Below are 26,871 nucleotides of genomic sequence, written 5' to 3'. Positions count from 1 at the left end.
GCCAGACATCCAGTAGGCCCGCAAAAAGGCGCCCGTCACTTCGGCGGGCGCCTTTTTGCGGGCTACTCTCTGACGCGCCTGCCCGGCGAGCAGCAGCTCTAGTAGCGGCGTTTCGCAAGGCGAGAAGGACCCGCGGCCCCGGGCCCTTCTCGCCTTCTTTGTGCCTGGCGGCGGTTTTTGCGCCGTCTTTGCGCCCTCTTTATGCGGTCGGATACATCCTTTGTTCCCCTTTATGCCTGTCGCCGTTTAATACAAGCGTCGAAAGGCAGAGGCGGCAACGCAGCCGTCGGGAGGGGGCACATCATGAGAATCAGCAGGGAGGCCGCGAGCAAGCTGGCCGAAGAGCGTCAGTTTGAGCAGGGCGAGGACCAGTTCTTTGCCAGCAGGCGTATAACAGAGAGGTTCGACCTCGTATTCATCATCCTGGGCGTGGCCGTCCTGGCGGCCTGCGTCTGGGGCGCCCTCGTGGGGGCGTTTGCCTAAAGGAAACAGATGGGCGCACGCGACGGTCACAACGCCATCCGCGCCGACGGACCCTTTGCCTGGTCGGACACCCCGACCCCCGGCCGCGACCTCAGCGACCTGGCCTTTGTCTGCTGCGCCCTCTTTGTCGCCACCCTGGTGGGCCTGGGCTTTGACGCCCTGGGCCTGGGCACGTGCGTGGTCATCGTCTATGTGGTGGCCGTGCAGGTCACGGCGCTGGTCACCATCAGGCGCCTCCACTGCCTGCTGGGCTCCGCCCTGGGCGTCGCGCTCTACAACTACTTCTTCACCTCGCCGCGCCACTCCCTCACGGCAGTAGGCGCGGCCTACCCCGGCACCTTTGCCATCATGTTCGTCACGGCGCTCATCTCCAGCTACGCGGCCATGGCCCTGCGACGAGAGGTGCACCGCTCCCACGAGGCCCAGCGCAGGAGCTCCGTCATGCTCGAGACCAACCGCCTGCTGCAGGGCTGCGCGGACCGCGGGGCCATCGTCAACACTGCGGGCGCCCAACTGGCCCGCATGACGCATCACGCCTGCGTCTGGTACCAGGCCCAGGAAGACGGCAGCGTGGCCGCGACGAGCGCCTACCTGCCCTCTGGCGAGAAGGGCCTGGCGCAGGAGTTTGCCCCGGCGCTGCCCCCGCTGCTGGACGGCAGCGCCTACGTGGGGACGCCCCTGGGCCGCGAGGCCGTGCCGGGGCTCTCCCGCGGCATCTACCTCACCGTCTACGACAAGGCGGCCGAGCCCGCAGACGCAGGAGCCTCCCAGGGCGGCGCCCCTTCGGAGCCCGTGGTGGCAGGAGTGCTGGCCATCGACGTCGACGAGGCGGCCCTCGGCCACGACGAGGCCAACATAGCCGCGTCCATCGCCGGCGAGGCGTCGCTTGCCCTCGCGCGCAGCTCCGCCCTCGAGCAGCGCGAGCACGCGGCCGTCACGGCCAAGAACGAGCAGCTCAGGGCCAACCTCCTGCGTTCGATCTCCCACGACCTGCGCACGCCGCTCACCGCCATCGCCGGCAACGCGGACGTGCTTCTCTCCGACGCGGCCGTTCTCACGGAGGAGCAGCGCGCAAAGCTTGCCGCGGACATCCGCTCGGACGCCACCTGGCTCACCTCCACGGTGGAGAACCTGCTGGCCATCACCAAGCTGGAGAACGGCGGCATGAGTCTCAACGCCACCGTCGAGCTCATGGACGACATCATCGAGGAGGCCCTGCGCCACGTGGACCCCGCCGTCTCGGAGCACTCCCTCGTGGTGGAACCCAGCCCCGACGCGACCCTGGTCAGCGTGGACGCCCGCCTCATGGTGCAGGTCATCGTCAACCTGGTGAACAACGCCGTCGCGCACACGCCCGCCGGCTCCCGCATTGCCATCCGCACGTGGGTTGAGGGGGCGCGCGTGCGCTGCAGCGTGACCGACGACGGCCCCGGCATCCCGAAGGCCGACCGCGCGCGCATCTTCGAGTCCTTCTACACCGTCAACCACGGCCTGGCAGATGGCCACAGGAGCGTCGGCCTGGGTCTCTCGCTGTGCAGCTCCATCATGGCGGCCCATGGCGGCGCCATAGGCGTCAGCGCCGTGGAGCCGCACGGCTGCCGCTTTGATCTCGACCTTCCCGCCTACCGCATCCCGGAGGGAGAAACCGTTGGATAGCATTGCCACGGAGAGCGCCTCTCGCCCCACGCTGCTCGTCGTCGAGGACGACGCCGGCGTGCGCAACCTCATTGCCACCACCCTTGAGGCACACGGCTACCGCCACGTCTGCGCGGCCACCGGACGGGCCGCCATTGCCGCGGCGACCTCGCAGGCGCCCGACATCGTCCTGCTTGACCTGGGCCTTCCCGACATAGACGGCGTCGAGGTGGTGAAATCCATCCGCAGCTGGTCGCAGATGCCCATCATCGTGGTCTCCGCCCGCACGGAGGACGCCGACAAGATCCGCGCGCTGGACGCCGGTGCCGACGACTACCTGACCAAGCCCTTCTCTGTGGGCGAGCTCCTCGCGCGCATCAGGACCACGCTGCGCCGCCTCTCCCACCAGGCGGCCGAGGGCCCGGCCCCGGCGCCCGCCTTTGACAACGGGGAGCTCCACGTGGACTTTGCGGCGGGAACGGCGTCTCTGGCCGGGCGCGAGTTGCACCTCACCCCCATGGAGTACAAGCTGCTCTGCCTTCTGGCCAGAAACGTTGACAAGGTGCTCACCCACCAGTTCATCCTGCGCGAGGTCTGGGACACCACCAGCAAGAGCGACCTGGCCTCCCTGCGCGTCATCATGGGAACGCTCCGCAAGAAGATCGAGGAGGACCCGGCCCACCCCCGCTACATCCAGACGCACGTGGGCGTGGGCTACCGCATGCTGCGCGTCTAGGGCACGGTCGAGCGCGTTTGTCCGAAGTCGAATTCGCGCAGATAGCGCATCCACTGGAAGGCAAAGGTGCGCAATGGCCCTTCTCGCCTATCTTTTGCCGAGAAACGCGTTCCACTGGAAGGCCATTCTGCGCGTCCGGAACGCTTGCGCAGAAACGTCATCCAGTGGAGCGCGTTTTTGCGCGACCCACGGAGAGGGCCAATCCCGGCGCGTTCCGCAGTCAGAGCTTTTTTCGAGGGAAGACAGGCGGCAAGCCTATACTGGTGCCCGTTGTCTAGCGCTCGGGAGGGCACCTTGAACTACGCGGAGATCAAGTACTGCGACATCGCAAACGGCGTGGGCGTGAGGACCACCCTCTTTGTCTCTGGGTGCCGCCTACACTGCCCGGGCTGCTTCAACGACGTGGCCTGGGACTTCTCCTCGGGCAAGCCCTTCACGCGCGAGGTCGAGGACGCCATCATGGACTCCCTGCGCACGCCCTACGTGGCCGGCCTCTCCGTCCTGGGCGGCGAGCCCATGGAGCCCGAGAACCAGCAGGGCCTCGTGGGCTTCCTGGAGCGCGTGCGCGAGGCCTTCCCGCGCGGCGACCAGTCGGGCGCCGCGGGCACGGACGGCGGAAAGACCATCTGGATGTACTCCGGCCACACCTGGGAGCAGCTTGCGCCCGGCGGCGCCTGGAACCTCGGCGAGGTCACCGACCGCATCCTGGACACCCTGGACGTCCTGGTAGACGGTCCCTTCATGCAGGAGAACCACGACATCACCCTGCGCTTCCGCGGGTCCACCAACCAGCGGCTCATTGACGTGCCCGCCACGCTTGGGTCTGCCGACGGCATCGTGACCTGGCAGGACGACCCGGTCTTCTCCACGCACAGCATGTAGGCGCGCCCCGCCCTTACGGCAGGAACCGCGCGGTGCGCTCGACCTCAAAGTCGTAGCTGGTGAGGCCGCGGCCATCGACGCACATCTCGCCCAGCTGGCTGTCAAACGGGTCGTTGCGCAGGGCCTCGTCCGCAGGCGTCAACGGCGAGAAGAACGCGCTGTTGGCTGGCATGCGCCAGGGCCCCAGGTTGCCAAAGTAGAAGCGGCGACGAGCCTCGTCCCCCTCGCGGCGGGCGGCCGAGCCAAAGGAGCAGTCGGCCCAGAGCCAGCCCAGTCCCTCAACGTAGAACATGGCCCAGTCATGGCTGCCCACGCGCTCCGGCGTGACGTAGAGGCCGCTCTGCCAGCGGGCGGGCACGCCTCCCAGGCGGCAGAGCGCGATGAAGGTGAGGGCAAAGACGCCGCAGTCGGCGCGTAGGCTGTGGGCGCAGCCGTCGGCGATGCTGTCAAGCAGCAGGTAGGCGGGCTGGAAGCGGTAGTCCACGTTGCGCGTAACCCAGTCGTAGGCCGCCCGTGCGCGAGCCAGGGCGTCCTTTTCTGGAATGCCGTCAAAGACGCGGCTCGCAAGCCGGCGCAGGTACGGCGTGAAGGCCAGGTGCGGCTCCTCTTCCGCCAGGTCCGCCGCGCACGGCGCGGGAGCCGGGCGGAAGCGCGCGTCCAGAGCCGCGGGCGCGGGCTCTGGCACCCAGAGGTCGACGTAGGGCGCCCGGATGAGGTACTCGTACTCCACGAAGAACTCCCGAACGCCCCCGGTCTCCCAGAAGGCCGTCCGCTGGGGCGCGTCCTCGGGGGCAGCCACCATGCCCGGAGTGACGTCGACGATGCGCACGTCGGCAACCTGCGGGCCAGACGGCAGCGGCAGCCACGCGCGCACCGTAGACCCCGCCGTCACCTCGACGCCCGCGCCCGCGCGGATGAGGTGACGCAGGCGAATCCGCCTCTCGGCGGCGCCCTCGCGGCGCATCTCCTCGATGACGGCCAGCTGGGCCGTGCGGTCCGCCGGCGGACACGCAAGGCCCGGCACCTCGGCCGGATACAGGCGCAGCGAGTCTACGCAGCTCCTCAGAAAGCGCTGCTCGCCGTCAACCAGGCGCCAGTCAAGCCGCCCACGCCCGACAAGCGCGTCGAGCTCGGCCGGGCCAAACTCCGGCCACTCGGCGCGCACCAGCCCCATGACGTCCTCGCGCGTGAGGCAGAAGTCGCGCCGCAGCCGGGCTTCCCGCGCACGGGCAGTGCGCTCCGGAAGGCCGCTCCTCAGGAGCCTGAAGTCCTCGTTTCTCGCCTGGTCCTGTGCCATGTCCCCTCCTCCGTGAGAAAAGGGACGGTCCCTTTTCTCATCGTCCTAGCCGTTGAGCCATTTGTAGCATTACAAGGACCTGACTTCCCAAGCCGAGAAGTTCTGCTAACATTCCTGCGATTGCAAGTTGCGGGGCCACGCCCCGGACTCCGAGGAGGTGCGTCATGCCTGACGGCCAAAGTCACAGTCTCAGTCTCACAAGGTCCATGGAGAAGACGCACGCCCTCGGGAAGGTGGGCGTCCGCCGCGCCTAGCCGCAAGCCGGCCGCGCGGTCGCGCATGAAGCGTCTCCTGGGCCGTTCCGCCACGTGCGGGGCGGTCCTTTCTCGTTCCCGGGATTGCGAGGTGCGCCATGACGCTGCGTACCCTCTCCCCTCGTGTGCCCACGCACGCCAACAAGCAGACAAACGCCCAGCTCAGCCAGCAGGAGTGGCTGCGTCACGCCGCTGCCACCACGCCCGCCGAGCTCTTCTGTGAGCTCAACTCCGGCGAGGAGGGCCTGCGCGCGGGGCAGGTCGACGAGGCCCGCGCCTTCTGGGGCGCCAACGCCACCGCACAGGCAGCCAAGCGGCCGGTCCCGCTGCGCCTGCTGGCCGCCTTCGCGGACCCCTTCACCTACATCCTCGTGTTCATCGCCCTTGTCTCCGTGCTCACCGACTGGGTCTTTGCCGACGCCGGCAGCCGCGACGTCACCACGCCCCTCATCATCGGCGTCATGGTGCTGGTCTCCGGCGTGCTGCGCTTTGTCCAGGACGAGAAGAGCACCGTGGCCGCGGAGTCCCTGGCCGAGATGATCGAGACCCTCGCTAACGTGGAGCGAGACGGCGACGGCGGCAACCCCATCCCCCTGGACGAGGTCGTCGTGGGCGACGTGGTCTACCTCTCGTCCGGAGACGTCGTCCCTGCTGACCTGCGCATCTTTGCCGCACGCGACCTCTTTGTGAGCCAGTCCTCCCTCACCGGGGAGTCCGAGCCCGTCGAGAAGCGCGCGTCCCTGGCCAACCCCGGCGCCCAGGGCGGCGCCACCGCCGACGGCGACGGTGCCTGCGCCCTCACGGACCTGGCCGACCTGGCCTTCATGGGCTCCACCGTCATCTCGGGCAACGCCCGCGGCGTGATCGTTGCCACCGGCGCCCGCACCATGTTCGGCGAGGCAACCGGCACGCTTGCCGGCCGCAAGCGCCAGACCGCCTTTGACGAGGGCATTCGCTCCACGAGCCGCCTGCTCATGCGCCTCATGGCCATCATGCTGCCCATCGTGCTCGTGACCTGCGGCATCACCAAGGGGGACTGGCTTGCCGCGCTGCTCTTCTCGCTGTCCGTGGCCGTGGGCCTCACGCCCGAGATGCTGCCCATGCTGGTGACCTGCTGCCTGGGCAAGGGCTCCGTCGACCTCAGCCGGGACCACGTCATCGTCAAGCGCCTGGACGCCATCCAGGACCTGGGCGCAATCGACGTACTGTGCACCGACAAGACCGGGACCCTCACCGAGGACCGCGTGGTCCTGGAGCGCCACCTTGACCTCAACGGAAACGACGATCCGCGCGTGCTGCGTTACGCCTTCCTCAACAGCTACTTCTCCACGGGCGTGAAGAACCTCATCGACCGCGCCATCATCGAGCGCGCCCTTGCGGAGGGCACCGACGAGACGCCCGTCGCCCCCGGGCTCAGCGCAGAGGAGCTGGCCGAGCACTGGCACGCCGTGGATGAGCTGCCGTTTGACTTCGAGCGCCGCCGCCTCTCCGTAGTGGTGGGAGACGCCGACGGCCAGACGCGCATGATCTGCAAGGGGGCCATCGAGGAGGTCCTGGCCGTCTGCACGGACGTCGAGGTCGACGGGTGCGTCCGGCCGCTCACGGACGAGGAGCGCAGCCGCGTGACCTCGCGCGCAGAGGCCCTGGCCAACGAGGGCATGCGCGTGCTGGGCGTGGCCCGCAAGGCCAACCCGGCCGGCACCGGCTCCCTAACCGTGGAGGACGAGCGCGAGATGACCCTCATCGGCTACCTGGCGTTTCTCGACCCGCCCAAGGCCAGCTCGGCTGAGGCCATCCGGGCGCTCGCGGCGCACGGCGTGACCACCAAGGTCCTGACCGGCGACTCCGCCCGCGTGGCCGAGCACGTCTGCCGCAGCATCGGCATCCCCGTGGACGGCGTGCTCACCGGCGAGGAGGTCGAGCGCCTCGGGGACGAGGAGCTTGCCGCCCGGGTGCAGGAGGCCAGCGTCTTTGCCAAGCTCTCCCCCGCCCAGAAGGCCCGTGTCGTGCGGATTCTGCGCGGCCTGGGCCACGCCGTGGGCTTCATGGGCGACGGCGTGAACGACGCCGCCGCCATGCGCGAGAGCGACTGCGGCATCTCCGTGGACTCCGGCGTCGACGTCGCCCGCGAGGCCGCCGACATCATCCTGCTGGAGAAGGACCTCATGGTGCTCGAGCGCGGCATCCTGTGCGGCCGCCGCACCTACGCCAACATGATCAAGTACGTGAAGATGACCGTGAGCTCAAACTTCGGCAACATCTTCTCCGTGCTGGTGGCCTCGCTCTTCCTGCCGTTCCTTCCCATGACGGCCGTGCAGCTGCTCCTGCTCAACCTCGTCTACGACCTCACCTGCACCGCCGTGCCCTGGGACAACGTCGACGAGGAGATGACTCGCACGCCGCGCCGTTGGGACACGCTCGGCATCCGTGGCTTCATGACCACCTTTGGCCCCCTGAGCTCGGTCTTTGACGTCATCACGTTTGCCGCGCTGTTCTTCTGGGTGTGCCCGGCCGTGGCCGGGGGCGCCTGGGGGACGCTCGATGCGGCGGAGCAGGCCCTCTTTGCGGGTACCTTCCAGGCCGGCTGGCTCATCGAGAGCATGTGGACGCAGACGCTGGTCGTACACCTCATCCGCACCACGCGCGTGCCCTTCGTCCAGAGCCGCGCGTGCGGGCCGCTGCTGGGGCTGGGAGCCGTGGGCGTGGCGGCCGTGACGGCACTGCCCTTCTCGCCCATTGGCGCGGCGCTGGACTTCTGCCCGCTGCCGGCGGGGTACTTTGCGCTGCTGGCCTGCATGGTCGCAGGGTACGCCGCAAGCGTGCTTTTTGCCCGCAGGCGCTATGTCCGTCGTCACGGGGAGCTGCTCTAGGGGCCTCCTACACGTTTTGGGTTCGCACTCCGAGCCCCCACACTCATAGCGTGGAAATAATCCGCAGGTCAGAAGCTTGAGTGTCTGACCTGCGACTCCAACTGCCCCTGACCCCGAACCCAATTCGATATCCGATTTGGGTTCGGGCCCCGTGAGGCTCGGAGCCGATTAAAGGTTTCATTGTTAATATTCGCAGGTCAGAAGTCTGGGTCTTCTCTCGCCGTGCCCCGCTCTCCCAAATCTTCGAACCCAAAACGTGATTTGGGGCCCGGCGGGGCGGCCTCGGAGACTACCGTCGCGTATCGCCTGCGTTAACCTGCGCGGATGGCAGGCGCTTCTCGCCCGGGTTCGGGCAGGATGAAGGGCGGAGAACCGCTACGCCCCACGGAGCAGAGAAGGAGGCCCCATGGCCGAGACAAGAGAGATCTACCTGGCAGGCGGCTGCTTCTGGGGCATGCAGGCGTACCTGGACAAGCTCCCCTGTGGCTACTGCCACGTCGACCTGGGCGACGCCGACCGCTTTGTGGCCGAGCACCAGGCGGAGTTCGGCCCGGCAGAGTAGCCCGCTAGCCGATGAGCCCAAAGCGGCGGAGCGCCTTGGGGATGCCGTCCTTGTCCACGTCGTCGGTCACGTAGTCCGCCGCGCGCTTGGCCTCGGGGTTTCCGTTGCCCATGGCCACGCCGATGTGGGCGTATTGCAGCATGGTGACGTCGTTGCCGCCGTCGCCGAAGGCGATGGTCTCTTCCTGGCGAAGGCCGTAGTGCTCGAGTGCGGCCCTGATGCCCGCCGGCTTGCTGCTGTTGGAGGGCACGATGTCGCAGAAGGCGCCGCACCAGCGGGTGACAAAGCAGTCCGGCATGGCCTGGCGCAGCTCCTCGTCGCGCTCGGGCGGCACGAAGGCGCAGAACTGGTAGACGGGCTTCCTCACGAGCTCGTGGATGTCCGCCTCCGGGTAGTGGAAGGCCACCATGTCCTCGAGCTCCAACATGCGCGGGCCATGGCCGCTGGCGAAGGAGCCCTCGCGGTTGAGGATGAGGATGTCAAAGCCCTCGCGGTCCACCAGGTCGATGAAGCGGGCGGAGACCTCGGGGGAGATGGGCGTGTCCGCGTAGACGCCGTCCGCGTCGTAGCAGAGCGAGCCCGTCATGGTGATGTAGGAGTCAAAGCCGCCCTCAAAGCCCGGGAAGCCGTCGGTGATGCACCACGGCAGCTGGACCTTGGGCCTGCCGGTGCAGAGGATGCACTTGACGCCGCGCCGCCTCAGCTCGACCAGCGCGTCCTTGGTGCTTTGCGGAATGAGCCGGTCCGTCGCCGGACTGAGCAGCGTACCGTCGATGTCAAAGAATGCCGCCTTGATCACGCACTTCTCCCCTCGCTTGTTCTACCCGCAGAAGGATAGCGCGTCAGAGGCCTCGCGTCCCCACACAAAGGGGCGCCCCGCACGCCGAGAAGGGCATGCGGGGCGCCGCGAGACAACCAACCTGTCCCGTTTTTGCGCAAAAACGAACACGTCCCCAATTTGAGGGGCTAGGCGTCCTTGCGGCGCTTGGCGCTCATCAGGGCGACGATGAGGGCAGCGCAGACCAGCGAGCCGACGAGCAGGCAGACCAGGAACCCGCCGATGTTGTTGATGACGTTGGGAATCAGCAGCAGGAACAGGCCGCCATGGGGAGCCGTGCACTCGACCCCCATCATGAGAGACATGACCGCCGCGACGGCGCCGCCGATCATGCAGGACGGAATAACCTGCAGCGGATAGCTGGTGGCAAACGGGATGGCGCCCTCGGTGATGTAGGAGCAGCCCAGCAGCACCGCGGCCTTGCCCGAGTCACGCTCCTCCTGGCTCCACAGGCTCTTCTTGGCAAAGGTCGCAATGGAGACGCCAATGGGAGGGACCATTCCGCAGAGCATGACCGCGGCCATGGGGCCGTAGACCCCGGCGTCCAGCATGCCGATGGCAAAGGCGTAGAGGACCTTGGAGACGGCGCCGCCCATGTCAAAGTAGAGAAGGCCGCACACAATGCCGAGCGCGATGTTGCCCGCGCCGGAAAGGCCGGACAGGAAGTCCGTAATGGCAGCGGTCAGCATGGCCACAGGCGCACCCACGATGTAGTACATGACCAGGCCGACGATGGCAGTCGAGAGCAGCGGAAGGATGAGGATGGGTTTCAGGCCGTTGAACGCCGGCGGCAGCTTGATGCCCTTGTTGAGGTAGTAGGTCAGGTAGCCGGCGAGCAGGCCCGCGACGATGCCGCCAATGAAGCCGCTCTTGATCTCGACGGCAATGAGGCCGCCAATGAGGCCGGGCACAAAGCCGGGACGGTCCGCCACGGAGTCCGCGATGAACGCCGCGAGGACGGGGATCATCATGCCCAGACCGTAGGTGGCACCAATCTGGCTGATGTAGAAGGCGAGAGAACCCTCGGTCTCAAACGCCCAGGTGATTCCCGCGTCGCCGACGACGGAACCAAAGGCGTAGCGCAGCGCGGTGAGTATGCCGCCGGCAACGACGATGGGCAGCATGTGAGAAACGCCGCTCATGACGTGCCTGAAGACGGCGGACGCACCGGATGCCGCCTTGCCCGGGGCTGACGGGGCCGTGGCGGCAGGCTCCTCACCGCCGATGCGGACCGTGCCATTCTTTGCCATGGCGTGCTCGATGGCTCCCCTTGCGTTCTTGATTCCCTCGTCGCAGGCGATCTTGACGACGTCCTTGCCGGCGAAGCGGCCCTCGTTGTCGACCGCCTTGTCCGTCGCGAAGACGACGGCGTCCGCCTCGGCAATCTGCTCGGCTGTGAGCGCGTCCTCGACACCCGCGGCTCCCTGCTTCTCGACGTGGATCTCATACCCGAGCTCCGCGGCGGCGTTCTCCAGCGCCGTGGCGCACATGTAGGTATGCGCGACTCCCGTGATGCAGGACGTGACGGCAACTACCTTCTTGCTCATCTTCTCTCCCATCGGTTGCCCCGACAGAGCCCAAGCGAGGCCCCGCCTCTTTCTATGGCTGTATTCTCGGTTCTACATACTTATTTGTCAATACTAATTAGAGCGTGTTTATTTTCTCTCCGAGAAAGAAGGGCGGCCCCGGGGAGGTCCCCCGAGGCCGCGGATGCCCATGCGCCCTGCTTCATCGAACCGACGTGATTGAGACGCCGTCGTCGAGCGTTATCTCCTCCGTGAACTGCACCATCACGCTGCGGAGCAGGTAGACGGAGTGGTCGACCTCAAGGAGCGGCCTTCCCCGCGAGACGTCGAGCAGGCCCGCCACCTCCTTCGTCGCGGCGACGGCCCTCACCCTCTTGTTGACGTGGCTGATCGAGTAGCCGCAGTCCTCCTCGATGTAGTGGATGACCGAGCCGAGCAGGGCCTTCTCGGTAAAGTCCGGGAAGAGGTAGGAGGGCATGTAGGTGTTCTCGAGCGCGTGGGGCTTGCCGCCCACCAGCCTGAGGCGCCGGTAGTGTATCAGCGGGTCCTTCTCGGCAATCTGGAACGCGTCGGCAAAGGCGCCCGCAGGCACCGTCTCGCAGAGAAGGACCTTGCTGGAGACCCCCACGCGCTGGCCGGCAAAGCGCTCGGAGAGCGTGGTGAGGTTGTTCTCGGCAAAGAACTCCGGAGGGTTGACGAAGATGCCCGCCCCCTGGCGGCTGTGGACAAGACCGTCCTGCTTCAGGGCGTCCAGCGCCTTTCTGAGCGTCGGGCGGCTGACCTCGTAGCGCTTGCACAGCACCTCCTCGCTCTCGAGCGCGCTTCTCGACGCGTAGGTGCCGTTCAGGATCTTCTTCCTGAGGTCGTGGTAGATTGCCTCGTGCTTGCTCATTGCGTCCGCCTCAACATAAATGGGTGCATACAAGTTTGTATGCACCCATTATGACTGACTAAGACTCCGATATATTTCTTCCACCCAGAGACTCTATGGTCTCTATCCAGGCCCCGACCGCCTCCGCCGAGGGCACGCTCACTCCCCGAAGGTACTGCTCCGAGCCGATGCTCTTGGCCTTTCCCACGCCAAAGTCATGGTATGGCAGTAGCTCAACGCGCCTGACCTGGGGAAGGCGGCTCAGCTCCGCGATCCTCCCAAAGTGCTCGGGGTCGTCGGAGTAGCCGGGGATGATGGGACAGCGCAGCACAACCGTGGCCCCGGCCCTTCCCAAGGCATCGAGGTTTGACAGCACCATGCTCTCTGGCATGCCAATGACCTCCTGGTAGCGGGCCTCCCCCGACACCTTGTAGTCCAGGAGGAAGAGGTCCACGTAGCGGGAGACCTCCTTAAAGTGCTCCGCAGGCCCAAGCCCGCTCGTCTCAAGGCAGAGGTGCCAGCCGCGCGCCTTCACCGCCTGCGCGATCTGGAGCGTCTCCGCGTAGCGGCTCATGGCCTCGCCGCCAGAGATCGTGACGCCGCCGCCGGAGTTGGCGTAGTAGTCCGCGTCCCGCTCCAGCACCGAGAGGATCTCGTCGACCGTCATCTGGCGGCCGTAGGTGCGCAGGGCGCCGTTTGGGCAGGCGGCCACGCACCGCCCGCAGGCAACGCAGCGCGAGTAGTCGACCACATGCCTGCCGTCCGAGAGGGCGTGGACCCCGTGGGGACACGCCTCGGCGCAGCGGCCGCAACCAGTGCAGTGTTCCCGCTCAAAGGCAAGCTGCGGGCGGCCCAGGTTGGACTCCGGGTTGTGGCACCAGGGGCACCTCAGCGGGCAGCCCTTGAGGTAGACCGTCGACCTGATTCCCGGGCCGTCATTCACGCAGAACCGCTGGATGTCAAAGACGAGGGGCATGGACGGCTCCTACTCGTTGAGGGTCCTGGCAAGGACCTCCTGCTGGACGTCCTTCTCCAGAGCGACAAAGCGCGCGGAGAACCCACCGACGCGGACGAGGAGGTTCTGGTGGAGCTCCGGGTGGGCGATGGCGTCCTCGAGCTCGCCGGGGTCTACGACCGAGGCCATGATCTGGCAGCCCCCTCGGCCAAAGTAGGTGTCGATCAGGCTGCGGACGACGGGCATCTTCCTCTTGAACATGCCCTTTGAGAACTTGATGTTCTGGACCGAGCCCGCATGGTCGCTGACGTCGAGCTTCACCAGGGAGTTGAGCATTGCCGTCGGGCCGTTCTTGTCGGCGCCGGACTGGGGGTTGTTTCCATTGTTCATGAAGGTCCCAGCAAGGCGGCCGTCCGGACTGGCAGCGGTCTTGCGACCCCACTCGGTGTTGACCTGGTTGTTTATGAGCACGGTGCCATAGCTGTAGAAGCCTGCGACCTCGCCCGTGGCCTTCACTGTCTTGCAGATGAACTCGTGGAGGCGCACCGCCATCGCGTCCGCCTCGTCATCGTCGTTGCCGTACTTGGGCGCGTCGAGAAGCGCCCTGCGGAGCTCCTCGGCCCCCTCGAAGTTTGCGTTGACCGCGTCGACGACCTGTCTGAGCGAGTACCTGCCCTCGTCGAACACCAGCCTCTTGATGGCGGTCAGGGAGTCCGAGGCGTTGATGTTGCCGTAGGTCTCGTCGGTGCCCCCAAGGAAGCGGACGCCGCCCTTGAGGATGGGCCTGCCCACCTCAAGGCAGTCGTTGGTCAGAAGGGACGTGAGCAGGAAGTCGCACTGCTCGCCCATCGCCTCGTAGGAGCGGCGGTGGATGCGCGCGCAGTCGGCAAAGTACTTCTTCAGAAGCGCCGCGTACTGGTCAAAGACCTCTTCAAAGGTCCCAAGCTCCTCGACGGGGCGCAGGTCAACGCCGTTTGAGCGATTGACGCCGTCGTAGGGGTCCACGCCCTCGTTGAGCGCAACGGTGAGCAGCTTAAGCACGTTGATGAGGGCGTTTGGAGTTCCCACGCTTGCGTGGTTGATGACGAGCTCGCCGCAGCCAAAGGGGACGTAGTCCTCCGCGTTCCTCTCGTCGACGTGCAGCGAGCTCATGACCTGAGGCACGACCACGTCGTCGTTGAGCAGCATGGGGTACGTGCAGCCCGTCGCAATGCAGTCGAGCGCCTGGGCGTAGATCTTCTCGCTCATGCCCTTGTAGCAGCGTAGCGTGAACTGCGGCTCCACGGTCCGGTTCTGCCTGACCGCCTCGATGGCCAGCTCTATGAAGCGGTCGGCCTCCGCCTCGTGAGCCCTTCCGCGGCCTCCGACGATGATGCGGCCATTGACGTTGGAGTGCCGCGCGTCGATGAGAAGGAACCAGGACTTGATGATCTCCAGGGCCTCATCCCGCGTCAGGACGCCCTCGTCGAGGTCATGCGCCAGGAGCTGACCGAGGTAGACGTCGGCGCGCCCGTAGTTGACCACGCCCGCGATGAGCGTGTAGAGCCAGCAGGCCTCTATGCCCTCGACGAGCGTCTGCGGCCTGCGGACCAGGATGGCCCGCAGCGCGTCCTGGACGCGGTCCAGCTGGGTCACGCGCTCCGCCGCCTTGCCCTCCTTGGCCTGCTCGCACAGGCCTATGTGATGGCGGACCACGTCGCAGAAGAGGTCGATGCAGCCACGCATGACGTCGTAGAACTCCCCCGCGCCCGGATTCTGCGCGCGGCAGCGCTCCACCTTCTTGTACAGGCCGGGGATGCCCAGCGTGACCAGGGACTCGTAGTCAAGCATGGTGCCCGAGAGGCGCGCGGTCACCACGGCGCCGTACTTGCCGTCGACGAACTTGCCAAAGGTGTCCTCGGTCAGCACCTCCTCGTAGAAGACCGACCTGGTGTCGTGCTTGTCCCAATACGCCTCGATGGCGTCAATGCGGTCGAGGTCGGCGGGGTTGTCGACCTCCCCGCGAAGGGCCGCGAGCTTAGAGAAGGTGCAGTAGTGGCCCACCCCGCCCACGGAGGTCACGCACCCAAAGCCCACGGGGAGGACGTCGGTCCTGCCAACGACGAGATCCCCGTCCTCGACGTGGCGAAACGTCACGGGGTAGATGGTCTTCAGGCACTCGAGCTCGCGACGGGCGGTACCCGCGCCGGAGTACTTGCGGTGCGCGAGCGTGTACGCCTCCATGATGTCGATCTGCTGGGCAACCGGCTTCTCGCACGGTGCCTTCTTGTTGATCTCGACAATCTCGGCGACGCTCTTGTCGTTCTTCATGCCTGCCTCCTCGGTAGTTCCCTCGTTGGTGAAAACATAGCATGACTAATTTGTACTTACAAGTAAATTAGACCGAATGCGCACACAAAGGGATGCCCCGCACGCCGAGAAGGGCATGCGGGGCACCGCGAGACATCCAACCTGTCCCAATTTTGCGCAAAAACGAACACGTCCCCAATTTGAGGGGCTACAGGGCGGCCACGACCTTGTCGCCCATGGCGGAGGTGCCGAGGACGTGGTCGGCGGGAGTGTTCTCGTCGGCGATGTCGCGGGTGCGCCAGCCCTCGTTGAGGACACGCTCCACGGCCGCCTCGATCCAGCCGGCCTCCTCGACCATGCCAAAGGCGTACGTGAGCATCATGCCCACGGAGAGGATCTGCGCCAGCGGGTTGGCAATGCCCTGGCCGGCGATGTCGGGGGCGGAGCCGGCGGAGGGCTCGAAGAGCGAGACGCCGTCGCCCAGGCTCGCGGAGGCGAGCATGCCCAGGGAGCCCGTGATCTGCGCGGCCTCGTCGGAGAGGATGTCGCCGAACATGTTCTCGGTCACCACCACGTCAAAGTCCGCGGGGCGGTTGATGAGCTGCATGGCCGTGTTGTCGACGAGAAGGTCCTCCAGCTCCACGTCCGGGTACTCCTCGTCGTGGACGCGGTGGACGACCTCGCGCCACATGCGGGAGGTCTCCAGCACGTTGCGCTTGTCCACGCTCGTGACCTTGCCGCGGCGCTTGCGGGCGGCCTCGAAGGCCTGGCGGGCGATGCGCTCCACCTCGTACTCGCGGTACTCCAGGGTGTCGTAGGCGCGCTGGCCGCGGCCGCCGTTGGCGCCGGCGCCCTCCTCGTCGTAGAAGCGCTCGCGGCGGCCAAAGTAGAGGCCGCCCGTGAGCTCGCGGACAATGACCAGGTCAACGCCCTTGATGACCTCCGGACGCAGCGTGGAGGCCCCGGCAAGGGCGTCGTAGATCTTCACCGGGCGCAGGTTGGTGTAGAGGCCCAGCCCCTTGCGGATGCGAAGCAGGCCCTGCTCAGGGCGGGGGGCGTTGGGGTCGGTGGAGTCCCACTTGGGGCCGCCGACGGAGGCCAGCAGCACCGCGTCGGAGGCCTTGGCCGCCTCCAGCGTGGCATCGGGCAGCGGGTCACCCGCAGCGTCGATGGCGGCGCCACCGATGAGCGCGTCCTCGCAGGCAAACTCTACGCCGGCCTTGGCGCCCACGGCCGCCAGGACCTTCTTGCCCTCGGCGATGATCTCCGGGCCGATGCCGTCTCCCGGCAGGCAGCAGACCTTGTAGCTCTTCTTCACGTTGCAGCTCCAATCAAGTGACGACGGCCCGCTCGCAAACGGGTTGCCGAGCGCCATCTACGCGTTGCCCTTCTCGGCGAGCTTCTTCTTGGTGCGGGCGACGAGACCGCCCTCGTTGATAATCTCCTGGATGAACGGCGGGAACGGCTGGGCGTGGAAGACCGCGCCGGTGGTCTCGTCGGTGATGGTGCCGGTGTCCGCGTCGACGGAGACGACGTCGCCCTCGGAGATGGCGTCGACCGCCTCGGGGCACTCGAGGATGGGCAGGCCCATGTTGATGGAGTTGCGGTAGAAGATGCGCGCGAAGCTCTTTGCGATGACGCAGCTGACGCCCGCGGCCTTGATGGCCACCGGGGCGTGCTCACGCGAGGAGCCGCAACCAAAGTTCTCGTCGGCAACCACGATGTCGCCGGGCGTGACGCGCTCCACGAAGGTCTTGTCCAGGTCCTCCAGGCAGTGCTTGGCCAGCTCTGCCGGGTCGGAGGTGTTGAGGTAGCGCGCGGGGATGATGACGTCGGTGTCGATGTCGCGCCCGTACCTGAAGACGGTTCCCTTGAACTGCATGGGGCTTCCTTTCCTGAAATGGGGCGGCGGCTTGCGGCCGTCCGTCCCGACGGGGTTGCTAGTCGAGGTCAGACGGCAGGGCAATGTGGCCGGCGACCGCGGAGGCGGCGCAGACGGCCGGGCTTGCCAGGTAGACCTCGGAGGTCGGGTCGCCCATGCGGCCGACGAAGTTGCGGTTGGTGGAGCTCACGCACCTCTCGCCCGCGGCGAGGATGCCCATGTAGCCGCCCAGGCAGGGGCCGCAGGTGGGCGTGGAGACCACGCAGTGGGCGTTGATGAAGACGTCCATAAGGCCCTCGTGGACGCACTGGAGCCAGACGCCCTGGGTGGCCGGGATGACGATGCAGCGCACCTTGTCGGCCACCACGCGACCGCGCAGGACCTCCGCCGCGGCACGCATGTCCTCGATGCGCCCGTTGGTGCAGGAGCCAATGACGGCCTGGTCAATGGTGATGTCACGGCTCTCCGCGACGGGGTGGGTGTTGGAGGGCAGGTGCGGCCAGGAGACGCACGGCACAATCTCGGAGGCATCGATCTTGATGAGCTGCTTGTAGGTGGCGTCGGCGTCCGGGTGGTACTCGCGGATGGGACGCTTGGCGCGGCGCTCGACGTACTCGCGGCACTTGTCGTCAACCTCAAAGAGGCCGGCCTTGCCGCCCGCCTCGATGGCCATGTTGGCAATAGTCAGACGACCCTCGACGGAGAGCGCCTCGATGGCGGAGCCACCAAACTCCATGGCGCAGTAGAGCGCGCCGTCGACGCCGATCTTGCCAATGATGTGCAGGATGATGTCCTTGGCAGAGGCGCCCTCGGGCAGCTCGCCGTCAATCTCGAAGCGGATGGTCTCGGGCACCTTGAACCAGGCGCGGCCGGTGGCCATGCCAACGCCGGCGTCCGTGGAGCCCACGCCGGTGGAGAACGCGCCGATGCCGCCGTAGGTGCAGGTGTGGGAGTCCGCGCCGATCATGAGGTCGCCGGGCACCACAATGCCCTGCTCGGGGAGAAGGGCGTGCTCGATGCCCATGCAGCCCTGCTCGAAGTAGTTGGTGATCTGGTGCTCGTGGGCAAAGTCGCGCGTCACCTTGGTCTGCTCGGCGCTCTTGATGTCCTTGTTGGGGCTGTAGTGGTCGGGGACCAGGCAGATGCGGTCGCGGTCAAAGACGCCCGCGCCAATCTCGCGCACGGTCTTGATGGCGATGGGCGCCGTGATGTCGTTGGCCAGCACAAGGTCCAGGTCGCACTCCACGAGCTGCCCGGGAACGACCTCCTCGAGCCCCGCGTGGTCCGCCAGGATCTTTTCTGCCATGGTCATGGGACGTGCCATGCTGTCTCTCTTTCTCTCTTATTTAGAGGCTCTACCAGCCTGCGAGGGCTCACGTGCATCAACCGCCCGCCCAGGCAAGTCAACCGCAGGTCCCTGCCGCCCGACCTTCTCGCCAGCCGAGTCGCGCAGCGAGCGAACGCAGTGAGCGCCGAGGTTGGCGAGAAGGTCGGGCGGCGGGGACCGCTGGTGAGTTACTTTCCCTGCTTGGACCTCGCGGTCTGGATCATGCGGTTGATGGCGTTCACGTAAGCCTTCGCGCTGGACACGATGATGTCGTTATCGGCGCCGCGGCCGGTGTAGACCTTGCCGTCCTCGGCCGTGATGCGCACCGTGACCTCGCCAATGGCGTCGATGCCGCGGGTGATGGCCTTGACGGAGAACTCCGTCAGGTCGCCGTGGACCGCCACGACCTCGTCGACGGCCTTGTACGCGGCGTCGACAGGACCGGTGCCGGTGGCGCAGACCACGTGGCTCACGCCCAGCTCGTCGGAGATGGTCGCCGTGGCCGTGGGAACCAGCGGGTCGCCGCAGGAGACCTGCAGGGCGTCCAGCGTGTAGATGGCCTGGACCTCGCGCTGGCGCTCCTGGACCATGGACTCCAGGTCCTCGTCGTAGACCTCCTTCTTCTGGTCCGCAATCTCCAGGAAGCGGTTGTAGACGTCGTCGAACTCCTCGTCCTTGAAGGTGTAGCCCAGCTCGGAGAGGCGGTGGCGCAGCGCGGCGTGGCCGGAGCGGGCGGAGAGGATGATCTCGGAGCCGGCGGCGCCCACGTCGGCGGGGTCGATGATCTCATAGGTGTTGCGGGCCTTGAGCACGCCGTCCTGGTGGATGCCGGAGGAGTGCGCGAAGGCGTTGGCGCCCACGATGGCCTTGTTGGCCTGGACGTTCATGCCGGTGATGCGGCTCACCAAGTGAGAGGCGCGCGTGAGCTCGGGGGTCACCACGTCGGCGTGGGCGTCCAGCTCCTCGCCGTGCATCTTGATGGCCATCACGACCTCCTCGAGCGCGGTGTTGCCGGCGCGCTCGCCCAGGCCGTTGATGGTGCACTCGATCTGGCGGGCGCCGTTCTTGACGCCCTCCAGGGCCAGCGCGGTGGCCATGCCCAGGTCGTTGTGGGTGTGGACCGAGATGATGACGTTCTCGATGCCAATGACGTTGTCGGAGAGGCTCTTGATGCGGGCGCCGAAGGCCTCGGGCAGGCTGTAGCCTGTGGTGTCGGGGATGTTGACCACGGTGGCGCCGGCGTCGACGGCGGCCTGGATGACGCGAATCAGGAAGTCCTGGTCGGAGCGGCCGGCGTCCTCGGCATAGAACTCGACGTCCTCGACATACCTCTTGGCGTAGGAGACGCAGTGGCGGGCGCGCTCGATGCACTCCTCCTCGGTGATGTGGAGCTTGTCGCGCAGGTGGGAGGGAGAGACGCCCAGGCCTGTGTGGATGCGGGGGCGCTTGGCGGTCTTCAGGGCCTCGGCCGCGCGGTCGATGTCCTTGTCCACGGCGCGGGTGAGACCGCAGACGGTGCAGGAGTCGCCGGCCAGGCGGCCGATCTCCTGGACGGAGCGGAAGTCGCCCGGGGAGGAGATGGGAAAGCCGGCCTCGATGACGTCGACGCCCATGCGGATGAGCTGCTGGGCGACGATGAGCTTCTCCTCGGTGTTCATGGAGGCGCCGGGGGACTGCTCTCCGTCGCGCAGGGTGGTGTCAAAGATGTGGATCTTCCTGGTCATGACGCGTCCTGTCTCTTGTGGGTGTGAGGACTGGCAGGCTTGGTCTTGGCTACAGAGATAAAAATAGCCGCGGTCGCAGGGGACCGACGGCTCATGTCACGCGCGCAGGTGTCAGCGTGCCCTAACGCGCGGACGATAGTAGAAGTAGGTTGAGGCCGGAGGCAAGAAGCGTGGCGCCGCCGAGAAGACCGCGCGTGATGACGCGCTCGCTCGCCCGAACGTCTGCAGCCTCGTGCCGTGCCATGCCGGAGCCTCCTTCAGCTAGCTGCGCCCCGTTTGGGCGCGATTTGTGAACTATGCCACAGAAGTCAAGGTTCCGACGACACGGATTCGCAAGCGAAACAATCCGCCCCGCAAGCGGCGCCTGTCGCCGAACCGCCACACGGCATCGCAATAGCGCCTTTGTTTTGGCCCAGCATCGTCACACGCCGGCGGGCGGCTAGACTAGCTCGCAGAAACCAGTCCGACGATGGGAGACGCATGTACAAGCTCGTGGCGAGCGACCTGGACGAGACCCTGCTGAACGACAACCACCACGTGCCCCAGCGCGTGGTCGACGCCGTCCGGAAGGCACGCGAGCTCGGAGTTCGCTTCGTGCCCTGCACCGGGCGCCCGGCGGACTCGGTCAACGTGACGCTCGAGGAACTGGGGCTTGCCGGCGGCGCCGACGACTACACGCTCTCGTTCAACGGCGGCTGCCTCACACGCAACTCGTCGCCCGAGCCCCTCACCAGCTGCTCGCTGCCCTTCGAGCGTGCGAGGAAGATCTACGAGGCCGGCGTGCGCTACGGCGTTTGCATGCACGTCAACACCCTCGGCCCCGTCTACCTCTACAACTACGTGCCCGAGGAGCGAGCCTACATCCAGGGCCGCATGAACATCGTTGAGATCATGGAGCCCACGCCGGACTTCCTGGCTGGCCAGACCATCGTCAAGATCATCTTCATGAGCCTCGACATGTCCTACCTGCAGCGCATTGAGCGCGAGATGGCCAAGGCAGGCCTCACCGACGGCCTTGATGTCTACTACTCCGGCAACCGCTATCTCGAGTTCAACGCGCCGGGCGTCAACAAGGGCGCCGGCCTTCTGAGCCTTGCCGCCCGCCTGGGCATTGCCCCCGAAGAGACCATCGCCGTCGGCGACAACTCAAACGACATCTCTATGATCCGCGCCGCCGGCCTGGGCTGCGCCGTCGCCAACGCCACCGACGAGGCCAAGGCCGCCGCCGACTACGTCTGCCAGGCAGACAACAACGCCGGAGCCGTCGCCGAGGTCATCGAGAAGTTCGTCCTGGGGGCATAGGGCAAGGGCCCGCCCCTCGCGGCCGAGGCCACATCACGGCTGCAACTACCTGCCGATTTTTTGGTAGGCAACGCCCGGGTTTCTCGACTGAAGGCTCGCGCCAACTGGGGTTTTGCAACTGGTTAAAGAAATTGCCTACCGATTTTTCGGTAGGCAATTTGTTGAAACATCGAGGCGAGAAACACGGTGAGAAGCCCGCCACCACGCCCGTCCGGCTACTCCGGGATGCCGCGGAGCCTGAACTGCTCGATCATCTCGCCGGTGAGGCTCACGCGGTCGCCCGTGCGCTCCAGGGGAATCTCGCCGCGGCCAAACCAGCGGGCCTCCTTGAGCTCGGAGTGGTCGACGGTGATGGTCGGGTCTCCATCCACCTCGCACCAGAACCCCACCAGGAGCGTGTCGGTGAAGCTCCACGGCTGGCTCTTGTAGAAGCGCAGGTTCTTGACGTGCAGGCCCACCTCCTCCATGACCTCGCGGCGGACGGTGTCCTCAAGGGGCTCACCGATCTCGGTGAAGCCGGCGACGAGCGCCCACAGGGCCGTGGTGCGGCCGTTGTACCTGGTGAGCACGATCTTCTCGCCGTCCGCGTCGCGGCGGGTGACGGCGCAGATCACGCCGGGGCAGATCTTGGGGTAGACGATCTTGGCGCACTCCGGGCATACGATCTCCCTGCTGCGGGGGCCAAGCTCCGTGGGGTGCCCGCAACGCGAGCAGAAGCGGTTGTCCCGATACCAGCGGTCAAGCTGGCTGCCCGTGACCACGGCAAACAGCAGCTCGGCGGGCTCGGCGTAGCGAAGCCAGCTGACGGCCTCGTACGCAAAGCCCGCGGGTGCGGCCACCTCGTCGTCAAGGGCTAGGAAGAAGCGCGCGCCGCCTATGGCAAACGCGTAGACCAGCCGGGAGGGCCGCTCAGCAAGGTCTCTCACGCGCGGCAGGTCAAAGGCGTTGCCCTCGGCCCAGGCGTCAGCCCCGCCGTGCGAGGTCACGTGGACCAGGCAGCCCCTCTCGCGGTAGTGCAGGACGTAGTCGGCCCCGGCCGCCTCGCACGCAACGTAGTGGTTGTCGTAGGCCCGCCCGATCTCCTGGATCACGCGTCCTTACCTCCCCCCGCGCAGGCGCTCCGCCAGGGAGCCGCCCACCTCGCTCACCACAACGGCAACAAAGATGGAAGCAAATCCAAGCGCCAGCCGAGGCGTGACCACCTCGCCGTAGAAGACAACGCTCGCCACCACGGCAAACACGCTCTCAAGCGAGAGCAGCAGCGCGGCCTGCGCAGGCGGCACGTGCGCCTGTCCCAGGTTCTGGACCACCATGCACACGCAGGACGAGAGGATCACCAGGTAGAACAGGGCTCCCCACATGCTGGGGTCAAGGAGCACCGCCACGTCCAGGACCTCGCCCAGGGCCAGGGACGCCACTAGGTTGACCGCGGCGGACACCGCCAGCTGCACCACGGTGAGCGTCATGACGTCATGGGCCGCCGAGAAGCGCGAGACCGCCACGATGTGCAGCGCGTACAGCACGGCCGCGGCCAGCGTCAGCAGCTCTCCGGAGCTGAGCGAGAACGAGAGGTCGTCCCCCAGCGAGAGCAGGCCCACGCCCAGGATGGCCAGCGCCGCGGCGACCAGGTTGGTGCCGCCGGGACGGCGCTTGGCCACCACCCAGTTGATGAAGGGCACCATGACGCAGTACGTGGCGGTGAGAAAGGCGTTCCTGCCCGGCGTGATGGTGGTGAGCCCGATGTTCTGGATGAGGAAGGCCGTGCCCGAGAGCAGTCCCAGGATGGAGCCGGCCAGAAGGTGGCTGCCGTCCAGGTTGCGCCTCAGGGTCTTGTTGAACAGCGCCCCCACGATGACCGAGGCACCCAGGAAGCGGATGAACATGAGCCAGCATGCGGGCACCACGTCAAGGGCGCCCTTGATGACCACGAAGGAGCCGCCCCAGATGGCGGCCGAACCGGCCAGGGCGAGCTTCCAGACGCCCTGGGGTATGTTTTTCTCGGCTGAATTCATGCGGTCGATTGTACGGGATGGGTAAGCGTAAATACGGCAGACGGCAATAATTTGACCCCCGAACGTCACATATGAACGCTTGGTGCCTTAAACTAGAGCGGAATGGCCCCTCGCGGCCGTCATTTTTGGCTCTGACCGACCTGAGGGGGTCGGCTGCTCAAAGGCGCAACAGGCGCCCGAGAGACATCGTTCTGGAGAGGAGCATTACATGCAGTATTCCGCAGAAGTCGAGAATATGTGCCCCGTCGCCAAGGGCGCGTATCACGGCCCCGCACCCATCCCCGAGGAGGGCAAGTGGGTCCAGGCCAAGGAGATTTCCGACATCTCTGGCCTCACGCACGGTGTGGGCTGGTGCGCCCCGCAGCAGGGTGCCTGCAAGCTCACGCTTAACGTCAAGGACGGCATCATCGAGGAGGCCCTGGTCGAGACCATCGGCTGCTCCGGCATGACGCACTCCGCCGCCATGGCTTCCGAGATCCTTCCTGGCAAGACCATCCTCGAGGCCCTGAACACCGACCTCGTCTGCGACGCCATCAACGTCGCCATGCGCGAGATCTTCCTGCAGATTGTCTACGGCCGCACCCAGACCGCCTTCTCCGAGAACGGCCTGCCCGTCGGCGCCTCCCTTGACGACCTCGGCAAGGGCTTGCGCTCCCAGGTCGGCACCATGTTCGGCACCAAGGCCAAGGGCGCCCGCTACCTCGAGCTCGCCCAGGGCTACGTCACCCGCATGGCTCTGAACGACAAGAACGAGATCATCGCCTTCGAGTTCATGAACCTCGGCAAGTTCACCGACGCCCTCAAGGCCGGCAAGACCCCCGAGGAGGCCATCCAGGGCGCCATGGGCCACTACGGCCAGTGGGAGAACGCCGCCAAGTACATCGACCCGCGTACCGACGAGGAGACCCACTCCGTCGCCAGCACGTTCCCCGTTCACGAGTAGAAAGGGAGGGATATAACAATGGCAGTCACTTTCGAAGGCTACGAGCGCCGCGTCGAGAAGATCAACAAGTGCCTCGCTGAGAACGGCATCGCCTCCCTCGAGGAGGCCCTTGAGATCTGCACCGACAAGGGCTTCAACCCGCGCGAGATCGTCCACAACACCCAGTCCATCGCCTTCCAGAACGCCGAGTGGGCCTACACCCTGGGCTGCGCCCTGGCCATCAAGAAGGGCGCCAAGGACGCTTCCGAGGCCGCTTCCATCATCGGCGAGGGCATCCAGGCCTTCACCGTCCCCGGCTCCGTCGCCGAGGACCGCAAGGTCGGCCTGGGCCACGGCAACCTGGGCGCCATGCTCCTCTCTGACGACACCGAGTGCTTCGCCTTCCTGGCCGGCCACGAGTCCTTCGCTGCCGCCGAGGGCGCCATCGGCCTGGCCCTCAACGCCAACAAGGCCCGCAAGAAGCCGCTCCGCGTCATCCTGAACGGCCTGGGCAAGGACGCCGCCCAGATCATCGCCCGCATCAACGGCTTCACCTACGTGAAGACCCAGTTTGACTACTACACGGGCGAGCTCAAGGTCGTGGAGACCATCCCGTACTCCGATGGCCCGCGTGCCGCCGTCAACTGCTACGGCGCCGACGACGTCCGCGAGGGCGTTGCCATCATGTGGCACGAGAACGTCGACATCTCCATCACCGGCAACTCCACCAACCCGACGCGCTTCCAGCACCCCGTCGCTGGCACCTACAAGAAGGAGCGCCTCGAGGCCGGCAAGAAGTACTTCTCCGTTGCCTCCGGTGGCGGCACTGGCCGCACCCTGCACCCGGACAACATGGGCGCCGGCCCCGCCTCCTACGGCATGACCGACACCATGGGCCGCATGCACTCTGACGCCCAGTTCGCCGGCTCCTCCTCCGTGCCTGCGCACGTCGACATGATGGGTCTCATCGGCATGGGCAACAACCCCATGGTCGGTGCCACCGTCGCCTGCGCCGTCGCCGTGGACGCCGCTCTGAACAAGTAAGTCCTTCTCGCCAAGGGCGAAGCCGGACTTTGAAGGCCGTCACCTCCGGGTGGCGGCCTTTTTGCGTACGGAACCCGCCCCAGGTCCTACCCCCAGGCCTGCCTGAACGCCAGGACCTCCATGACGGAGGAGACGGCGGCCACGCGGCGAGAAAGGCCCTCCTCTATGAACGACCCTCTCTCTGGGGTCGAGGCAAACGCGCTGCGGGCCAGGACACCCATTGCCTCCTCGACAAAGCCATCAAGAAAGGCGGGCTCAAACCACTCGGCGCGGTCCACGAGGGCCAGCTGGCGCTGCGGCTCGGGCCCAAACGGCCTTGCAGAGAAGGTCCAGTCGCATGCGGCAACCTCGCCATCGGTCTTTGCATACCAGAGGCAGTTACCGGTGTCGAAGATAGGGGCGGGCCGGAGCTCAAGGGTGTCGACGTTGCGAATGAAGCCAAAGTTGCGCCAATGGCGATCGGCGTTGGCGAGGATGGAGTCGCAGACCATCATCTCGCAGAGCCTGAGCCCGACCTCGCCCTCGTTTGCGCCCAGGCGCGCCGCATGACGGCACAGCCGGTCGTAGGTTGAGGAGCCCCGCGTTGCTCCCATGGAGTCACGCAGGTAGACGGCCGGAATGTACTCCTCCCGGCCGTTCAAGAAGTCTGGGCAACGGCACGCCAGGCCGTCACCAAGACGCACGAGCTCGTACGGCACGTAGCTTCCCGGCATGAGCACCCGACCGAACAGCCTTGTGGCGACGACCTCGTTGCAGGGCCGCTGGTCGTCCGCGCCGGACCCCTTGTAGAGCACCCGGGCGTCGCCCTCTATGGCCCAGCGCTTGGGCAGCTCCCCCCTCGGAGGTGTTGTCCGGAGAGTCAAGGCCCACGGAGGCCAACCAGGGTCCGCCCACCTCGTCGCAGCCCACGAAGTGATTCTGGAAGTAGTTGATGCGGGACCACTCCAGGTCGGCGCCATCGGGCAGCAACCAGTAGCAGTCGGACAGCGAGAGGCCGTGTCCCCGCATGGAGACCCGCTCGCCCTCGCTAAGCCCAAGCTCCCTGCATTTTGCCAGGTACATGGGCCTCGCATCGGGGATGGAGCGATGGAACCACCAGTCGTTGAACTCGCGGGCTTTAACGTTGCCGCCAGAGGTCACCGTCCCCAGCGGCATGCGAGCGGGATCCAGAACCTCCACGACGGAAAACGGGCGCTCGCGCTGGCAGTCGTACGTGAGGCGCGCGACCTCGTAGTCGGCAGACATCAGAGTCAGGGATTTGCCGGAGAAAGCCGCAGGAACGCGCCCTCCGCTGGGCATAGGCTTGCACGGAGGCCACAAGGACCTGCTTTCTGCCCTCGACCATCGCAGTCTCAAGGGTGCCCATGCTCCCCAGCTGCGAGACACGGGCTTTGGTCACGCCAAGCTCCCGCGCCGCCTGGCCAAGCGTGAGGTACTTCTCGCCCACCGAACCTCCCTTG

At 66.5% G+C, this 26,871-nt stretch carries 23 protein-coding genes; 9 read left to right on the top strand and 14 right to left on the bottom strand.

The features are described 5' to 3' along the window. The first annotated feature begins 303 nt into the window (after positions 1 to 303). From DXV50_RS00385 to nrdG, 4 genes are all read left to right on the top strand, one after another. Entirely contained in the window at positions 304 to 483 is a 180-nt protein-coding gene (locus tag DXV50_RS00385) for a hypothetical protein (RefSeq protein ID WP_117204266.1), read from the top strand. A gap of 9 nt (positions 484 to 492) precedes the next feature. Further along, positions 493 to 2,139, top strand: a complete 1,647-nt coding sequence (locus DXV50_RS00380; RefSeq protein ID WP_117204265.1) for a sensor histidine kinase — start codon at positions 493 to 495, stop codon at positions 2,137 to 2,139. Beyond that, a complete protein-coding gene (locus DXV50_RS00375; RefSeq protein ID WP_232817404.1) occupies positions 2,132 to 2,854 on the top strand; it encodes a response regulator in 723 nt (240 codons plus the stop codon). Before DXV50_RS00380 ends, DXV50_RS00375 begins: the two co-directional genes overlap by 8 nt. 294 nt (positions 2,855 to 3,148) lie before the next feature. Further along, the gene (gene nrdG / locus DXV50_RS00370; protein ID WP_117204264.1) at positions 3,149 to 3,736 is read left to right on the top strand and encodes an anaerobic ribonucleoside-triphosphate reductase activating protein; all 588 of its coding nucleotides are present in this window, start codon (positions 3,149 to 3,151) and stop codon (positions 3,734 to 3,736) included. A 13-nt stretch (positions 3,737 to 3,749) separates the two neighbouring features. On the opposite strand, the gene DXV50_RS00365 is transcribed toward nrdG, so the two are convergent. Next, positions 3,750 to 5,033, bottom strand: a complete 1,284-nt coding sequence (locus tag DXV50_RS00365; protein ID WP_198666362.1) for a transglutaminase-like domain-containing protein — start codon at positions 5,031 to 5,033, stop codon at positions 3,750 to 3,752. 352 nt (positions 5,034 to 5,385) lie between these two features. On the opposite strand from DXV50_RS00365, the gene mgtA reads away from it, so the two are divergent. Together mgtA and DXV50_RS00355 are read left to right on the top strand one after the other, a co-directional pair. Beyond that, positions 5,386 to 8,157 (top strand): magnesium-translocating P-type ATPase, encoded by a 2,772-nt coding sequence (gene mgtA / locus DXV50_RS00360; RefSeq protein WP_117204263.1) that lies wholly within the window; start codon positions 5,386 to 5,388, stop codon positions 8,155 to 8,157. A gap of 406 nt (positions 8,158 to 8,563) precedes the next feature. Next, positions 8,564 to 8,719: a peptide-methionine (S)-S-oxide reductase gene (locus tag DXV50_RS00355; RefSeq protein WP_117204262.1), complete on the top strand. Its 156-nt coding sequence runs from the start codon at positions 8,564 to 8,566 to the stop codon at positions 8,717 to 8,719. Between the two features lie 4 nt (positions 8,720 to 8,723). Here DXV50_RS00355 and DXV50_RS00350 read toward each other — a convergent pair whose 3' ends face one another. The 10 genes from DXV50_RS00350 to DXV50_RS09930 form a co-directional block, all read right to left on the bottom strand. After that, positions 8,724 to 9,518 carry a Cof-type HAD-IIB family hydrolase gene (locus tag DXV50_RS00350; protein ID WP_117204261.1) on the bottom strand — a complete coding sequence of 265 codons (795 nt, stop codon included), beginning with the start codon at positions 9,516 to 9,518 and terminating at the stop codon, positions 8,724 to 8,726. 167 nt (positions 9,519 to 9,685) lie between these two features. After that, positions 9,686 to 11,104: a PTS fructose transporter subunit IIC gene (locus DXV50_RS00345; protein ID WP_117205925.1), complete on the bottom strand. Its 1,419-nt coding sequence runs from the start codon at positions 11,102 to 11,104 to the stop codon at positions 9,686 to 9,688. A gap of 181 nt (positions 11,105 to 11,285) precedes the next feature. Further along, a complete protein-coding gene (locus DXV50_RS00340; RefSeq protein ID WP_117204260.1) occupies positions 11,286 to 11,975 on the bottom strand; it encodes a GntR family transcriptional regulator in 690 nt (229 codons plus the stop codon). 58 nt (positions 11,976 to 12,033) lie between these two features. Then, positions 12,034 to 12,930, bottom strand: a complete 897-nt coding sequence (locus tag DXV50_RS00335) for a glycyl-radical enzyme activating protein (protein WP_117204259.1) — start codon at positions 12,928 to 12,930, stop codon at positions 12,034 to 12,036. 9 nt (positions 12,931 to 12,939) lie between these two features. After that, positions 12,940 to 15,219, bottom strand: coding sequence for a pyruvate formate lyase family protein (locus DXV50_RS00330; protein ID WP_117204258.1), 2,280 nt, complete (start codon positions 15,217 to 15,219; stop codon positions 12,940 to 12,942). 187 nt (positions 15,220 to 15,406) lie between these two features. Continuing rightward, complete coding sequence (gene leuB / locus DXV50_RS00325; protein ID WP_117205924.1) at positions 15,407 to 16,516, bottom strand: 3-isopropylmalate dehydrogenase; 1,110 nt, start codon at positions 16,514 to 16,516, stop codon at positions 15,407 to 15,409. A 57-nt stretch (positions 16,517 to 16,573) separates the two neighbouring features. Beyond that, entirely contained in the window at positions 16,574 to 17,080 is a 507-nt protein-coding gene (leuD, locus tag DXV50_RS00320; RefSeq protein WP_117204257.1) for a 3-isopropylmalate dehydratase small subunit, read from the bottom strand. A 58-nt stretch (positions 17,081 to 17,138) separates the two neighbouring features. Continuing rightward, complete coding sequence (leuC, locus tag DXV50_RS00315) at positions 17,139 to 18,404, bottom strand: 3-isopropylmalate dehydratase large subunit (protein WP_198666360.1); 1,266 nt, start codon at positions 18,402 to 18,404, stop codon at positions 17,139 to 17,141. A 191-nt stretch (positions 18,405 to 18,595) separates the two neighbouring features. Beyond that, positions 18,596 to 20,131: a 2-isopropylmalate synthase gene (locus tag DXV50_RS00310; protein WP_117204256.1), complete on the bottom strand. Its 1,536-nt coding sequence runs from the start codon at positions 20,129 to 20,131 to the stop codon at positions 18,596 to 18,598. A gap of 121 nt (positions 20,132 to 20,252) precedes the next feature. Then, positions 20,253 to 20,375 (bottom strand): hypothetical protein, encoded by a 123-nt coding sequence (locus DXV50_RS09930; RefSeq protein ID WP_269801582.1) that lies wholly within the window; start codon positions 20,373 to 20,375, stop codon positions 20,253 to 20,255. Between the two features lie 236 nt (positions 20,376 to 20,611). Here DXV50_RS09930 and DXV50_RS00305 point away from each other — a divergent pair, with 236 nt between their 5' ends. Beyond that, the gene (locus tag DXV50_RS00305; RefSeq protein WP_117204255.1) at positions 20,612 to 21,433 is read left to right on the top strand and encodes a Cof-type HAD-IIB family hydrolase; all 822 of its coding nucleotides are present in this window, start codon (positions 20,612 to 20,614) and stop codon (positions 21,431 to 21,433) included. Between the two features lie 215 nt (positions 21,434 to 21,648). On the opposite strand, the gene nudC is transcribed toward DXV50_RS00305, so the two are convergent. Together nudC and DXV50_RS00295 are read right to left on the bottom strand one after the other, a co-directional pair. Continuing rightward, positions 21,649 to 22,524 (bottom strand): NAD(+) diphosphatase, encoded by an 876-nt coding sequence (gene nudC, locus DXV50_RS00300; protein WP_117204254.1) that lies wholly within the window; start codon positions 22,522 to 22,524, stop codon positions 21,649 to 21,651. A gap of 6 nt (positions 22,525 to 22,530) precedes the next feature. Further along, complete coding sequence (locus DXV50_RS00295; protein ID WP_117204253.1) at positions 22,531 to 23,445, bottom strand: DMT family transporter; 915 nt, start codon at positions 23,443 to 23,445, stop codon at positions 22,531 to 22,533. A 208-nt stretch (positions 23,446 to 23,653) separates the two neighbouring features. Between DXV50_RS00295 and DXV50_RS00290 the strand changes: the two genes are divergently transcribed. Together DXV50_RS00290 and DXV50_RS00285 are read left to right on the top strand one after the other, a co-directional pair. Then, a complete protein-coding gene (locus DXV50_RS00290; RefSeq protein WP_117204252.1) occupies positions 23,654 to 24,388 on the top strand; it encodes an iron-sulfur cluster assembly scaffold protein in 735 nt (244 codons plus the stop codon). Positions 24,389 to 24,406: 18 nt separating this feature from the next. Then, positions 24,407 to 25,411, top strand: coding sequence for a GGGtGRT protein (locus DXV50_RS00285; RefSeq protein WP_117204251.1), 1,005 nt, complete (start codon positions 24,407 to 24,409; stop codon positions 25,409 to 25,411). Between the two features lie 86 nt (positions 25,412 to 25,497). Here the strand turns inward: DXV50_RS00285 and DXV50_RS00280 are convergent, their stop codons facing one another. Next, positions 25,498 to 26,205, bottom strand: a complete 708-nt coding sequence (locus DXV50_RS00280) for a hypothetical protein (protein WP_117204250.1) — start codon at positions 26,203 to 26,205, stop codon at positions 25,498 to 25,500. Positions 26,206 to 26,871: the final 666 nt, after the last annotated feature.

The sequence above is a fragment of the Paratractidigestivibacter faecalis genome (genome assembly GCF_003416765.1).
Classification (GTDB): domain Bacteria; phylum Actinomycetota; class Coriobacteriia; order Coriobacteriales; family Atopobiaceae; genus Paratractidigestivibacter; species Paratractidigestivibacter faecalis.
The sequence above is the reverse complement of the archived record's forward strand: the minus strand, read 5'-3'. Positions and strand labels throughout refer to the sequence as shown.